10 protein-coding genes, 3 tRNA genes and 1 other RNA gene are annotated in these 13,619 nt (G+C 39.7%); 8 read left to right on the forward strand and 6 right to left on the reverse strand.

What is annotated here, in order from left to right; genetic code table 11:
- Window positions 1–280: 280 nt before the first annotated feature.
- Complete coding sequence (locus tag K6D58_RS09650) at window positions 281–2,218, reverse strand: AMP-dependent synthetase/ligase (RefSeq protein WP_296830148.1); 1,938 nt, start codon at window positions 2,216–2,218, stop codon at window positions 281–283.
- 346 nt (window positions 2,219–2,564) lie between these two features.
- On the opposite strand from K6D58_RS09650, the gene K6D58_RS09655 reads away from it, so the two are divergent.
- Entirely contained in the window at window positions 2,565–3,581 is a 1,017-nt protein-coding gene (locus tag K6D58_RS09655) for a LacI family DNA-binding transcriptional regulator (RefSeq protein WP_296830150.1), read from the forward strand.
- Between the two features lie 7 nt (window positions 3,582–3,588).
- Here the strand turns inward: K6D58_RS09655 and K6D58_RS09660 are convergent, their stop codons facing one another.
- The 3 genes from K6D58_RS09660 to K6D58_RS09670 all read right to left on the reverse strand — a co-directional run bounded on the left by K6D58_RS09660 (window position 3,589) and on the right by K6D58_RS09670 (window position 7,171).
- Window positions 3,589–4,590 (reverse strand): peptidoglycan DD-metalloendopeptidase family protein, encoded by a 1,002-nt coding sequence (locus tag K6D58_RS09660; protein WP_296830152.1) that lies wholly within the window; start codon window positions 4,588–4,590, stop codon window positions 3,589–3,591.
- A gap of 1 nt (window position 4,591) precedes the next feature.
- Window positions 4,592–5,194, reverse strand: coding sequence for an SAM-dependent methyltransferase (locus tag K6D58_RS09665; protein WP_296830153.1), 603 nt, complete (start codon window positions 5,192–5,194; stop codon window positions 4,592–4,594).
- A gap of 72 nt (window positions 5,195–5,266) precedes the next feature.
- The gene (locus K6D58_RS09670) at window positions 5,267–7,171 is read right to left on the reverse strand and encodes an ABC-F family ATP-binding cassette domain-containing protein (RefSeq protein WP_296830155.1); all 1,905 of its coding nucleotides are present in this window, start codon (window positions 7,169–7,171) and stop codon (window positions 5,267–5,269) included.
- Window positions 7,172–7,323: 152 nt separating this feature from the next.
- Between K6D58_RS09670 and K6D58_RS09675 the strand changes: the two genes are divergently transcribed.
- The 7 genes from K6D58_RS09675 to K6D58_RS09705 all read left to right on the forward strand — a co-directional run bounded on the left by K6D58_RS09675 (window position 7,324) and on the right by K6D58_RS09705 (window position 10,957).
- A tRNA-Ser gene (locus K6D58_RS09675) sits at window positions 7,324–7,410 on the forward strand.
- Window positions 7,411–7,443: 33 nt separating this feature from the next.
- Window positions 7,444–7,529, forward strand: a tRNA-Ser gene (locus K6D58_RS09680).
- A gap of 10 nt (window positions 7,530–7,539) precedes the next feature.
- A tRNA-Arg gene (locus K6D58_RS09685) sits at window positions 7,540–7,614 on the forward strand.
- Window positions 7,615–7,750: 136 nt separating this feature from the next.
- Window positions 7,751–7,849: signal recognition particle sRNA small type (gene ffs, locus K6D58_RS09690), an RNA gene on the forward strand.
- An 88-nt stretch (window positions 7,850–7,937) separates the two neighbouring features.
- A complete protein-coding gene (locus tag K6D58_RS09695) occupies window positions 7,938–9,710 on the forward strand; it encodes a trypsin-like peptidase domain-containing protein (RefSeq protein ID WP_296830157.1) in 1,773 nt (590 codons plus the stop codon).
- Between the two features lie 26 nt (window positions 9,711–9,736).
- Window positions 9,737–10,306 (forward strand): hypothetical protein, encoded by a 570-nt coding sequence (locus K6D58_RS09700; RefSeq protein ID WP_296830159.1) that lies wholly within the window; start codon window positions 9,737–9,739, stop codon window positions 10,304–10,306.
- Between the two features lie 42 nt (window positions 10,307–10,348).
- Complete coding sequence (locus tag K6D58_RS09705; protein ID WP_296830161.1) at window positions 10,349–10,957, forward strand: hypothetical protein; 609 nt, start codon at window positions 10,349–10,351, stop codon at window positions 10,955–10,957.
- A gap of 114 nt (window positions 10,958–11,071) precedes the next feature.
- On the opposite strand, the gene K6D58_RS09710 is transcribed toward K6D58_RS09705, so the two are convergent.
- Both K6D58_RS09710 and K6D58_RS09715 read right to left on the reverse strand, forming a co-directional pair.
- On the reverse strand, window positions 11,072–12,715 hold the full coding sequence (locus K6D58_RS09710; protein WP_296830164.1) for a hypothetical protein: 1,644 nt from the start codon (window positions 12,713–12,715) through the stop codon (window positions 11,072–11,074).
- 49 nt (window positions 12,716–12,764) lie between these two features.
- A complete protein-coding gene (locus tag K6D58_RS09715; protein WP_296830166.1) occupies window positions 12,765–13,562 on the reverse strand; it encodes an outer membrane lipoprotein-sorting protein in 798 nt (265 codons plus the stop codon).
- Window positions 13,563–13,619 lie beyond the last annotated feature (57 nt).

Here is a 13,619-nt window from a genome sequence, read left to right on the forward strand (position 1 = left end):
CATCGCAGCACCTCCAGTGTAGATACATTATATCTTCTGGATTTTTTAAGTGTCTACTATTTGGGATTTTCCCTTTTATTTTAGTGTCTACTTTTATGGATCCCTTCTTCTAAATGTGTCTACCATTTGGGGTATATTTTACATACTGAACGCTACGCCACATTCGCACGCACCTGCTACGCCACATTCGCACGCACCTGCTACGCCACATTCGCACGCACCTGCTACGAATGTGTGTTTCAGCATGACAATACTTATTGGTCATCCCCTTTCGTTTATATTATTTAGATTCAGCATAAAGATCGTGGAGCTTATCCTTATAAAGGTCAGCAACACGGTAACGCATCATTTCCTGTTTTGCAGAAAGTTCAACACCAACTTCAAAAGGCTTTGTAATAATTGCAATCTTATTAATACGTTCGTAAGCCTTAAAGCCTGTCTTGCTGCTTATAAGTTCTGCAATTTCGTGTTCCAGAAGCTTTTTAATTGTTTCTGTATTAGCCAGTTCTTCAAAGCTTGAATACTGAATCTTGTTTTCTGCTGCATAGTCTTCTATTTCATCTTTGTTAGGAAGAACTAAAGCAACAAGGTATCTCTGGTCTTCATGCTTTTCATTTGTTCCAAATACAACTGAAGTAGAAATATAGCGTGAAGTATTAATCTTGCTTTCTATAGGAAGAGGTTCAATGTTTTCTCCACCCATAAGAACGATGGTATCCTTTTTACGGCCCCTGAGCTGGATTTCGTTATTTACAGTAAGCATTGCCAGGTCTCCGGTATCAAACCATCCGTCTACAGTCATTACTTTTTCTGTAAGGTCTGGACGCTTGTAATAACCCTGCATTACACAGTCACCCTTAATCTGAAGGGTACCTTTTTTACATTTACCAAGGATAATGCCGTCATCATCTACAACACGTACCTGGATTCCCCTTAAAGGAGAACCTACGTTACGGAGAATAGGGTCAACTATAGGACGTACACAAATAATAGGTGCTGTCTCTGTAAGACCGTAACCTTCTACGATTTTTACACCTACTGCCCAGAAGAACTTGTCGATTACATCAGGGTAAGCACCGCCTCCGGCAATACCTGCACGGAAGTTTTTACCTACCATGGCACGTACTTTCTTAAATACAAGGAGGTTACCCAGCATTTTAAGAGGGTAGATAAGCAGCCATGGCCATACAAGAACAGGCCACCAGAAGCCTATATAGTCTCTTCCAAAGCGGGAGTTCTTTCTGCGCAGCTTGCGGTCAATTGCACACCATAAAAGGGCAACATTTACAAAGAAGCGGAACATTGCAAATACAAGACCGCCTGTTTTACGCATTTTGCGCCATATACCGTCATAAACAGCTTCCCATACACGTGGTACTGCAGGAAGAAGATATGGATCAAGTTTCTGTAAATCCTGAAGAAGAATTGAACCGATTGGTTTTGAATAACAAAGGGTTGCCCCCTGGGACATGATTACGTATTCAACGGCTCTCTGGAAGGCATGCCATACAGGGAGTACACAAAGAGCTCTTTCTCCTGGATTAAGGAAGATTCTTTCTACTACTTCATCAAGCTGGCAGATCATGTTTTTGTGGGTAAGCATAACTCCCTTTGGAGTACCAGTTGTTCCTGAAGTAAAGATAATTGTAGCAAGATCGTCCTTGCTTCCTTTTTCAAGTTCATCTTCTACATAGTCAGGATGGGCAATTCTCCATTTATGGCCTGACTCCTTAAGGTTTTCAAAAGTAAAGTATTCAATGCCGGCTTCCTTACACTGAGCTGCAACTGAATTATCAACTTCGTCAAAGGAAATGATTGTTTTTACAGTAGGAGTATTTTCATGAATACGAAGAAGCTTTTTTACCTGAGCTTCGTTTTCTGTAACTACAGTTTCAACTTCTGCAAAGGAAAGGATATAGGAAAGGTCGTTTTCTGTAGCATCACATCCACGGGGAACATCAATGGCACCAATGGCAAGAATACCCATGTCTGCCTGTTCCCATTCCTTACGGTTGTCTGCAATAAGACCTATTTTGTCTCCTCTTTTAATTCCCATTTCTGCAAGGGCGCCGCCAAAATCCAGAGCCATCTGAAAAAAGTCATGGTAGTTGTTTTCTACGTATCCGCCCATTTTATCATGGGAAAGCTGAGCTGATACTTCCGGCCATTTTTCTGCAGATTTGCGAAGAATTTTTGGTAAGGTTTCTTCCTGTTTCATAAAGTCCTCATTAAAATGACAAAAATGTCTTTTTTGTAAAGTGATGTATTATTATAGATGTCAGTTTTTTCAAATTCAACGGAAAAGCCTTAAATTTAACGGCATTTTTATTGCTTAGTTCGCTTTTTTATACTTTTATTACGCTATTTTATATATACTAAAGGGGTAATCATCCCTCTTTACTGGACCCTTTTTTACATATATGAGCCGTTTTCACGATCTTCCCTCATAAAAATTCCCATTAAAATAAAGACCCGTATTGAAAAATAATCCAACTGTGGTAAAATAAAAAACATCAACTCGTGATGATAAAATGTAGACTGAATGTTGATAAAAGGTGATTATTATGGCAGGAAGAACTGTTACTCAGGATGATGTTGCAAAAGAAGCCGGTGTTACCAGAAGCATGGTAAGTTATGTAATCAGCGGAAATCAATCCAGGGCTGTTGCTCCGGAAACCAGACAGCGTATTCTTGATGCTATAGAAAAACTTGATTACCGTCCTAATAAGGCAGCTCAGGTTCTTAAACAGGGAGATGTGGCTTTTGCTTCCAAAAGCATTGGTGTAATTCTTTGTAACGCAGATGTTTTCCGCCGTCCCTACTATGCAGAGATTATTGCCGGTATTCATGCTCAGGCTCATAAAAACAAGTACAGTATCAGGTTTATCCGTTTCTTTAATGAATTAAAGGATCCTGTTCTTTTTAACAAGCTTATCAGTCAGGAAGAAATCGGTGCCCTTATTCTTGTAGCCATAGATCAGGCTATAAAGACAGAAGACGACCGCCTTATTATAGAAAAAATCCGTGAACGAATAGATAAGACCGTTTGTGTAGAATGGAAATATGACGGTTTAAGCAGTGTTCTCTTTGACAGACAGGAAGCCGCTAAAAAGGCAGCCATGCATCTGGTTAACAAGGGTTATAAAAACTTTGTCTATATTGGAGAAAACGACGAACGTGTTTCCGGAGTAGGGCTGGTTGCCCATGAACTTGGTCTGGGAGAAGATTTTTATGCAGGAGAAGCCTTTAATATGGATGGCGGTTATGACTGCATTAAAAAGCTTCATAAAGAAGGACTTTTACCCCGGGCAGTTGTCTGTGGTTCTGACGAAGTTGCCATTGGTGTTCTCTGCTATCTTAATGAAAAGAAAATTGATGTGCCTTCTAAGCTGGCCCTTATCAGTATTGATAATATTGAATTTTCAGGATACACATATCCACCTCTTACTACTATGAATGTACAAAAGCATCTTATGGGTGAACGTGCAGTAGAATTGATTGTAAAAGATAATGCCGGCCAGAATGAAAACGCATTTGTAATCACCCTGCCGGTCAATATTGTAGAAAGAAAGTCCTGTTAACTAAGCTTTACCAGAGGTCAGCCGGGTTTACAGTACGATTGTTTTTGTATACAGAAAAGTGAAGGTGTGGACCTGTACTTAAACCTGTTGAACCAACTTTTCCAAGAACTGTAGAAGTTGTAACATAAGCACCTTTTTTAACGGAAATGCTGTTCATGTGTCCGTAAAGTGTTTTGTAGCCTGAATGGTGGGTTACGATAACATAGTTTCCGTAAATATCACTCCAGCCTGCAGTTGTTACCCTTCCGTCAAGAGCAGCATAAATAGGTGTACCTGTTCTGCAGGCCATATCTATACCGGAATGGAAGGAACGGCGTGAAGAATCAAAAGGACTTGTTCTCCATCCGTAACGTGAAGAAAAGTAATATCCGCCTTTAAGGGGCTTTTTGAAAAGGTCACCGTTAATTTCAAGCTTTGTAATTCTGTCCATAAGGGCATCCGGAACAAAGAGGGTTTTTCCTTCTTCAAGAACCTGGTCCTGGGTAATATTGTTTACCATTGCACATTTTTCTGCGCTTACTTCAAACTTTTCTGCAATTGTAGCAGATGTTTCGTTATCCCCTCTGACAGTGTAAAGGATACCTGACATTGTAGGAATCTTAAGGTACTGTCCTATCTGAAGCCTTCTTGCTGCAGTAATATTGTTTACGCTGGTAATGGTATCTTCCGAAATGCCAAAGCTGGAAGCGATTTTACTGATTACTTCTCCCTGCTTTACTCTGTAAGAGAAATAGGCAAGTCCTGTATAAACTTCTTCCGGTTCCTGAATGCTTATTTCTTCTGTCTGGGCAAGAATTGTATCTATATGGGTAGGAATGGCAGATTTTTCATAACCGCCTTCACCTTTTTCCTGAGGATGATTAATGCTTACAAATGCAAATGTACCTGCTGCAACAATAGCTGCTGCTCCAAGAGTGCAGGCTCCGCTTATAAGAATATTCTTCATATATAACTTCAATTCAATGCGTTTACTGTAGCACATGTTTTTAAAAAGTTCAATTTTCTTCATGTCACTCACCTTTTTTATTAAGTCCGATTAAATAGGTTTCAAAGGATTCAGCCCTGCAGGCTTCCGGTTTAAATCCCTTGGCCTGTGTAAAGGTTTCCCTCATTTTCATAAGTAGCTTCTGCTGGTCTCCGTTCTGAAAGATTTTTACACAGAAGTTTCCCCCTGTTTTAAGCATCTGCTGGGCGTACCAGATTGCCATTTCTACAAGACTTTTACTTCTAAGGGTGTCAATTGTTCTGTTACCGGTGGTGAGTGGAGCTGCGTCACATACAACAAGATCGTAAGGTCCTTCTGCAATGATTTTTTCCCTTATTTCTTCGCTGAGCAAATCTCCCTGAAAGAATACCAGGTTGTCTGCGGTAACATTTTTTGCAAGAGGGTTAAGGTCACAGGAAACAACTTTTCCTGAAGGGTCGATGTTTCTTAAAAGCCAGGTTGTCCAGCTTCCAGGTGCTGCACCCAGATCAAGGACTGTACGGCTTTTTTTAAGCATCCCGAATTTTTTATCTATTTCTTCAAGTTTATAAACACTGCGGGCCGGATAGCCTTCCCTAAAAGCTTTTTGAGACCAGAAATCCGGCTGACTGTAACTATTCTTTGCCATACTTTAAATTTCGGCAAAAAAAAATTAAATATTTACTATCTTTTTCTCAATAGCAGTGCTTATAGCAGCTTATCAGACCAGGGCAGCCAGTTCTTCCCAGCGGGCATAGGCGGCTTCAAGTTCAGTCTGGGCAGCGGTGTATTTGTCTCCTGCCGCCTTGCTTTTTTCGTAATCGGAACTGCTCATGTCAGCTTCGTATTCCTTAAGGCTGTCTTCCAGTAGGGCAATTCTTTCTTCAAGTTCAGAAAATTCCTTCTGTTCCTTAAAGGTCAGCTTTCTTTTTGCCTGAGTCTGGGCGGCGGCCTTTTCCTGAGCCTTGCTTTCTTCTTTTTTTTCTGCAGCTGCTTTTTTCTGTTCAAGGAATTCCTGTCTCTTATTTTCTTCCCTTACTTCTATATACTCTGAACATTTTCCTGCAAAACCGGAGATATTACCGTCGCCTTCAAGAATAAACATGGTGTCGGCAACCTTGTCCATAAAGTAGCGGTCATGGCTTACAATTAAGAGACAGCCCTTAAATCCCATAAGGAACTGTTCAAGAATATTCATTGTAAAAATGTCAAAGTCGTTGGTAGGTTCGTCAAGAATAAGAAAGTTAGGATTACTGAGCAAAAGCCTTACTAAAAAGAGTCTCTTTCTTTCTCCACCGCTTAAGGTATTGAGCATTGAATGCTGAATCTTTCCTTCAAAGCCAAACTGTTCAAGAAAAAGGGCTGCAGAAAGTTCAGTTCCGTCATTCATCTTCATTACTTCTGCGGCTTCCTTTACATACTCAAGTACGGTAATGGAAAGGTCTTTAAAAGTCGGGTTCTGCTGGTAGTAGGCAATTACGGTATTCTCTCCTTTTTCTATATAACCGGAATCAGCTTCAATTGTACCGGTGATTATGTTAAGGAGGGTAGATTTGCCGGAACCGTTGTCTCCAAAGATTCCTATTTTTTCTCCCTTACTGAAGGTGTAGTTAAAGTCCTTTATTACAGTGTGCTTTCCCAGATTAAAGCTTTTGCTTATGTTGTGAAGTTCAAGGATTTTTCCACCCAGCCTTCTGCCTGCAACTTCAAAAGTAAAGCCTTTAGGATCGTGAAACTTTTCTCTATTGATAAGGGCCTGGTCTCTTTGTATACGGGCCTTTGCTTTAGTTCCCCTGGCACATGGTCCCCTCATAAGCCAGTCTCTTTCAAACCTGAGTACGCTTTCTATGCGGCGTTCAGTATTAGCTTCTATTTCTGCTTCAGTTTCTTTTTTTTCAAGATAGGTTGAATAGTTGCCAGTGTAAAGCTTTACCTTGTTGCGGCTCAGTTCATATATGTGGTTGCAGACAGCATCAAGAAAGTAGCGGTCATGGGTTACCATAAGCACGGAACGTTTTGTCTGGGCAAGGTAATCCTGCAGCCAGTGAATTGTAGTTATGTCCAGGTGGTTTGTAGGTTCATCAAGAAGAAGGAGTTTTGTATCTTCTACAAGAACCTGGGCAAGGGCAACTTTTTTTATCATACCCCCGGAAAGTTCCTTCATCTTTTTATCCAGATCCTTTATTCCCAATGTTGTTAGAATTGAACTTACCTGGGCTTCGTAGTTCCACAGGTCTTTCTGAGTCATCTGTTCATTTATCTCATTGAATTTTTTCTGAACTGAATCTGATGAATCTTTTTCCAGTAGACGGCATATGTCTTCGTATTCTTTTATAAGATCAAGTTTAGGGGAGGAGGATTTAAATATGTGTTCCTTTATGGTGTCTTCCATATTATAAGAAGGATTCTGTGGAAGAAAAGAAATGCCGGCTTCCTTGTTAAGGACTACGCTTCCTTCATCCGGTGTAAGAACACCTGCTATTGTGTTCAGGAGGGTAGACTTACCTGTACCGTTACGTCCGATAAGGGCAGCCTTGTCTCCTTCATTCAGTCCAAAAGTTACGTTTTCAAAAAGAGGTTTTTCCCTGCCTATGCGTTTTAAGTTAGAAATGGAAAGAATGTTCATGCTACCTGGTCTCCTGATAAATATGCTGCTAATAAAATACTGTTAAAGAGCACTGTTGTCGAGAAGCAAAAAAAAAGGTGAATTTTTATAAAAAATAAAGACATCTACTTGACATATTTTTTGTGATTTTATATATTTACTCTACATTTTACGGAGCGATGGCAGAGTGGTCGAACGCGGCGGTCTTGAAAACCGTTATACTCTTACGGGTATCGGGGGTTCAAATCCCTCTCGCTCCGCTTTTTTTTTGAGTCTAACGGAAGAAAGACTTTGGAGGCGTTGTAGAGCGGTTAATACAACGGTTTGCTAAACCGTCGGTTCCGAAAGGGCCGGGCAGGTTCGACTCCTGTCGCCTCCGCTGGAAATTTGAGACTGTAGCTCAGTTGGATTAGAGCGCTTCCCTGCGGAGGAAGAGGTCGCACGTTCGAATCGTGTCAGTCTCGTATAAGCGGTCTGTTAATAACAGACCCTTTTTTTTGTACTTTCGTGATTTACTTCATGAGTGCAGTTTTTTAGAAAAGACAGCAGAGTAATCAGGCTGCAGTTTTTAAGGGGGCAGGACCCTTGCTTTTCTTTATTGTCCGGGTGCTATGCAAACGGCTGCCAGAAAACCCCGCCAGAGGAGGAATCCAGCAACGGTATTTGGTCAGCGGTTGTGCCGTAGATTACCCGGGCTTTTTTTTGCCCTTACCCTTAATTATTCTTGTCAGTAATAACCCTTTTATGTAATATTATAAACTTAAAATTAAGTTAAAGGGTTATAACTATGAAAAAAATGTTAAAGACACTTTTTATTTCTGCAATGCTGGCTGTCACTAGTTCTGCATTTGCACAGATTCGTTCTTATGTTGGTGTAGTGCGCCAGCAGTATTATCCTGAACATGTAAAATATTTTGAAGATTATCGTGATGAGCTTAAAGATCAGGGTTATTCAACTTACGCAGGTTATGTTGATTCTTATCTTGAAGGTGGATTCGGTTCAGGTTTTATTGTTGTTACTTCTGACGGTACAAACTATGTAGTTACAAACCGTCACGTTGTTTCTCAGGCAGCTACAGCTTCTGTAGAGTTTGAAGACGGAGAAACAGGAAAGGTTACAAAGTACGAAGGTCTTACTGTTGTTTTAACAGATGATGACATCGATATTGCAATCCTTGGTTTTAAAAACGGTGCAAAGCCATTTAAGAAAGGCCTTACACTTTCTTCATCAAAAATATCTGATGGAGCAGAAGTATGGTCTGCAGGTTTTCCTGGTTTAGGTTCAGAACCTGCATGGCAGCTTGGCAAGGGTACTGCTACTAATGCCAGTGCAAGAATTAAGGAACTTCTTGATCCTTCTATTTCTACAATCATTCAGCATTCAGCACAGATTGATGCAGGTAATTCCGGTGGACCACTTATGGTTGCTTCTTCTAAAGGAACAGCCGGTTATGAAGTAATCGGTATTAATACCTGGAAGGCATATCAGAGAGATTCTACAAACTTTGCAATTCCTGCTGCAGTTATTAAGGATATGATTGACAGGGCTCAGAAAAAACTTTCTGCTCAGGAAGACAAGGCTCTTCTTGATTCAAGAATAGCAAAATTCTCAGATGCACTTGCATCCTCTGAATATTATGATCTTGTAAAATACATTTCTTATGACAGGGCTTCTAAAAGCGGTCAGGAAGATTTTGAAGCTACACTTCACTTTGCTTCTTCTAAGATTCGTTCTTCTGTTCTTGAAGCTTTTGCTTACAGTCCTGCAGAAGGTCTCCGTTATGCCTGTGCATATCAGCTCTGGAAAAAATACGGTTCAGAATCTAATGACGGACTTAAGTATGCTTGCGGCAAATCAGAAAAAAACGGAGATAAGGCAAGCGTAGTTTATACAGCTTCTGAAGAAGATTCCTTTACAGCTCAGTGGATTAAGGAACATGGTCTCTGGCGTATTGAAAGCTTTAGCTTTGATGAAAAAGACGAAAACGGCAATGTAAAAACAAAGTCTAATTCAAAAAATAAGAACAAAGACAAGAATAAGAACTCTTCATCTGGTCTTTCTTTTGCAGCTCCTGAATTAAGCAGCTGGGATAGTCTTGTTTTAACCGCAGGTGCAGATATCAGCCTTAATGGGGATCCTCTTGCTTTTGCTCTTGGAATGGATCTTTTTGCTTCTTCTGATTTTACCGGATGGTCTTTTATGTATCAGCGTTTTACTGTTGAAAGCGATATAGAAAGCTTTGACTTAAATAATGTTGGTGTAGGAGCAGTGCTTCGTATTCCTGTAAAGACTGGAAGCTTTGGTTTTGTTCCATACGGAAAAATCTTAGGAACTATTGGTTACGGTAATTCAATCTGTACTCTCGGTTATACTGCAGAGGCAGGTCTTCAGGTAATGTTCAGGACAGATTCTTCTGTTCACTTTGGTATTGGAGCAGGCTATAAACAGACTTATGTTACTGAGTTTATGGATACTTCAACAGATGAATTTGATGAAGATAATGGCTTTGATAACTTTACTGCTAAAGCCCTTACAGTTTATGGAATCATTTCATTCTAAATATATAAATAAAGGAGAGGATTAAAATGATTAGAAAAATAATGGCAGCAGCTTTAACATTTGCAGCAATGCTTTCTGTAAGCTGTGTTGCAGTAAAAGTAGACAAAGAAGACCTTAAGGATTACAGGGAACCTGCTGGAACACCAGAAAATTCTGTTGTATTTATAGTGGCAACTGACGTAGCTCAGAAGATATCTTTTTCTCAGATGGATCCGGACTATCCTGCAGACATGGAAAAAGTTAATGGTAACGTATTTGTTTCTAAGCCTGTTGCTCCTGGTTCAACTTACTTTTTGAAAGATCTTGTTTTTCAAAGAAGTTATTATGTTGGTAATACGGTTGTTGTTTACAATTATGACCTTACATATCCAATGCAGCCTGCAACAGTTCCATTAGTTGTAAATGTACCAAAAAAGCCTGGTATCTATTTTTTAGGATATGCTACAACTGGTGAGCTTTTTGAGAATGACGGCTATGAATTAAAAAAAGATGCAAAAGGCGAAGCTGCTTACCTTAAGGGGGCACTTAAGCTTTACAAGGGTACAGTATGGGAAGACGCTATTAATAAGCGTATAGAAGAACTTGGAGCCGAATAAGCTTTTTTTTAGAGTTTTCTAATTTTATTTATGGAGAAAAAAATGAAAGTTAAATTTATTATTCTTGCTGCTTCACTTTTTGCTTCTGCTTCTTTATTTGCTGATGATCCTAAAGTAAAGAATCCTGGGAAAAATGAAGTTATTATTGTGGGAAGAGTTGTTGTAACTCCAAAAGAAGATATGGAGTTTATTGCTGATACCCGTAAGGTAGCTGAAGAAGACAGGGGTAAGGCTGGCACTTACCACATTCCTTTTGCTCCGGAAGATCCTGATGATTTTGATGATGATCTTGAAGATTTTGATGATGATAACAAAAAGGTTTTCTTTAGTGATGGTGAATTTTTTTATGCCCGCTATCAGGTAAATTCAAAAACAAGAAACCTCAGGTTCCCTGCAGTATTCAGATATTACTTCTTTGATTCTATTGATACTGCTATATACCTTCCATTTGACATTAATGTAGATGTTCCAAAGGGTGTTTCTGCAATGTATATCGGAAGTTTTTACTACACAACAACAGGTAATGACTTTATGGTATCTTGCAATCATGTTGATGAATATGACCTTGCCCAGGAATTCCTTGATAAGGTAACAAAAAAGCATTTTGATCTTTATCGTGCTGATATTAAGGAAAATGTTTACGAAGACTAAATAAAGCTTCTTTAAAATAAGAATGCCTTCTGCATAAGATAGTGACTTTTGTGGTTCACTTCATTTTGCAGAAGGCATTTTTTTTGTTTAAGCGTTAAAAACTAAGCCGTCAAATTAGAAAAGATATTTGATTCCAACCTGAGCAAAGCTGTTGTTTTCCCAGCCGTCAAATTCACTGTCTTCATCCTTGCACCAGATGTAGAGACCAGAAAGTGAGAGTGTCATGTCATCCCTTACATCGAATGTAAGGGAAGGCATAACTACTACGTCGCCTCTTTCGATTCCCCATACACCCTTGATGTCAAGCTTGATGCTGTCGTTTCTGTAGCTGTCTGTGATGTCTACGATGATTTTGTTGTTTGTGTAGCAGTCGTTGGCGTCACCGTCAACGTCATATGCTTTGTAAATACCATCATTGATTTTGTCACCATTAAGAATGTATTTTCCTACAGTCTGAATGTTAAAGTTTACGTTGCTTACAGGAAGGTCCATGTCAAATCCTGCTTCCCAGGCAATGCTGTTGTTGTGAACCCAAGGATCATCACCATCGGTATCTTCTGTAAGGTTGTACGCTGCTTCAAAACGAATGTTAAGTGGTCCAAAAACTGTTGCACCTTCAATGCCGAATACCTGGAGTTTATCGTAAGCAAGGAATTTATCAGATTCAGAAATATCAGAACCTGTAAGTACCTTTGTTGCATAAGCTTCCATTTTTGAAAGGTTTGCAGATGGCTGCTTGTAGTGACCATAGTAGTAGCTGAATCCAAGATCAAAGCCGCCAGCTGTAAATGTTGTGCGAAGACCTGCCTGACCATATTTAAGCTGGTATGTATCAGGATAAAGGCTGTCAGTAAGTGAACCAGTGTTGCTGAGGGCTGTAAGGTAAGCAGTTTCTGCTGCTGTTACATAAGCTTCAATTGCTTCTGCAGCTGTAGCTGTATTTCCATCAAAACCGTAAGCACTAAGAGTAGTAGCGTTTGAGCTGAGAAGGCTTGTAAGTGCAGTACCGGCATTTGTATCACCTGCTGAATATTCTGCGTAAAGTGTTGCAAATTCTGTAGCAAGCTGATTTGCGTTTACTTTAGCTTCTGTTGCGCTGGCAAGGTATGAAAGGGCAGTTGATTTTACTGTAGAAGTAAGGGCTTTGCTTGCCTTAGGCTGCCAGTTTCCGCTGGAAGCAAGACGGTCTGCTGTCATTACAGGAGTCCAGATTGCTTCAAACTTAACATCGCTGTTTGTAGCGTATACTGCACGGAACATTGGTTCTGCAATACGGCGGTCCAGGTAATCAGGGAAGATGTAGTCTGTGTAGTCATTTGCATTAAAATTATCTACAACGTGATTTTTGTCTCCCTTTCCCCATACAACACGCATTTTACCTGCTTCAAGGATAAGGTTACCCATGAAGGCACGGGCTGTAAATTCATCAAGAATATCTTCCGGATATTCACCTAAAGAATTTGAATCAAATTTGATTACTGCATTAAGTTCAGAACTTATTCCTGAATAAGTAAGGTTAAGTTTGCCTGTAGCACCTGCTTCTGTGTGAAGGGTAGAAATGTCGTCAAGGCCTTCTATTTCGTGATCTGCTTCATCAAGATAAGAGCGGGCGGTAGTTTCAAAAGTACCTCCTGCTGTAAATGATGTTTCCGGTGCATCTGAAGCAAAGGCATCAAAATCATCATAATCCTGTGCAAAAGAAAGACCTGCTGTTGCAAGAACTGCACATCCTAGTAATGCTTTTTTTGTAAATTTCATTTTAGAGCTCCACTATGTGTTAATTTAAGTTAATTTTAGGTTACCGTTTTTATTTACCTGTGTTAAGCCAGTTCTGTGTAAAGTAGCGGTCAGAAATTGGTTTGTCGAATGTGTAGTCTTCTACGATAACACGGGTCTGTTTTCCTGTTTCAAGATTTTTTACAAGCTGACTCTGACGAAGCCAGTATGTTTTACCAGTAGCACCTTTTACCTGACCAAAGCGTTCAAGAATAGCTTCCTTAATCTTTACATCCTTCTTGTTGTAGAATTCCATAAGAAGAGGAATGTTTGAATCTTTGTCGATGTACTGAATGCGGTAGCTGTATTCAACGTTCTTGTCTTTTACAGGTACGGATTTGATTACCCATACAGAATAGCTTTTTCCGTTTGTTGTGTAGCTTCCGTTTTCGTTAATGAAAGTATGTTCATCGTTTTCAGCTTCACGAAGTGTCATGTCGTTGTAAGTAAATTCAGTACCTACGAAAGACTTCTTTTTTTCTGTATTTGCAATACGTCTTGTTGTTTTAAGGGAAGGAAGGTAAATCCATTTGTCATCAGATTTGTTTTTGTTTTCTGACTGAAGGATACGGGTTCCTTTTACTGCAGCAGGTGAGCGGAAGTCAAATACTGTTGAAACAAGTCCGTTCTTCCTGTGTCCGTACTGGTTAAGTGTTCTGTGTTCAGTAACTGTGCCATTTTTATCCAGAAGGTCAAGGGTAAGAACTGTTTCTGAATAGTCCGGAGGGGTAAGGGTAACAGATTTGTTAACGATTTCAGCCGGTGTCTGAGAGAAAGCTGTTCCTGCGTAAAGTGCTGCTGCAAGAACAATTGCAAGAGATTTTTTCATTATTTTTCCTCCTAAGAAAAATGTAAAAAAAAAGTTTTTTGAAACCTGATTGAAATT

The sequence above is a fragment of the Treponema sp. genome (genome assembly GCF_024696245.1).
Taxonomy (GTDB): Bacteria; Spirochaetota; Spirochaetia; order Treponematales; family Treponemataceae; genus Treponema_D.

Bases quoted from the DNA above. Each gene is read 5' to 3' on its own strand.
- K6D58_RS09650 (WP_296830148.1), bottom strand. From the start codon at position 2,218: ATGAAACAGGAAGAAACCTTACCAAAAATTCTTCGCAAATCTGCAGAA.
- K6D58_RS09655 (WP_296830150.1), top strand. From the start codon at position 2,565: ATGGCAGGAAGAACTGTTACTCAGGATGATGTTGCAAAAGAAGCCGGT.
- K6D58_RS09660 (WP_296830152.1), bottom strand. From the start codon at position 4,590: ATGAAGAAAATTGAACTTTTTAAAAACATGTGCTACAGTAAACGCATT.
- K6D58_RS09665 (WP_296830153.1), bottom strand. From the start codon at position 5,194: ATGGCAAAGAATAGTTACAGTCAGCCGGATTTCTGGTCTCAAAAAGCT.
- K6D58_RS09670 (WP_296830155.1), bottom strand. From the start codon at position 7,171: ATGAACATTCTTTCCATTTCTAACTTAAAACGCATAGGCAGGGAAAAA.
- K6D58_RS09695 (WP_296830157.1), top strand. From the start codon at position 7,938: ATGAAAAAAATGTTAAAGACACTTTTTATTTCTGCAATGCTGGCTGTC.
- K6D58_RS09700 (WP_296830159.1), top strand. From the start codon at position 9,737: ATGATTAGAAAAATAATGGCAGCAGCTTTAACATTTGCAGCAATGCTT.
- K6D58_RS09705 (WP_296830161.1), top strand. From the start codon at position 10,349: ATGAAAGTTAAATTTATTATTCTTGCTGCTTCACTTTTTGCTTCTGCT.
- K6D58_RS09710 (WP_296830164.1), bottom strand. From the start codon at position 12,715: ATGAAATTTACAAAAAAAGCATTACTAGGATGTGCAGTTCTTGCAACA.
- K6D58_RS09715 (WP_296830166.1), bottom strand. From the start codon at position 13,562: ATGAAAAAATCTCTTGCAATTGTTCTTGCAGCAGCACTTTACGCAGGA.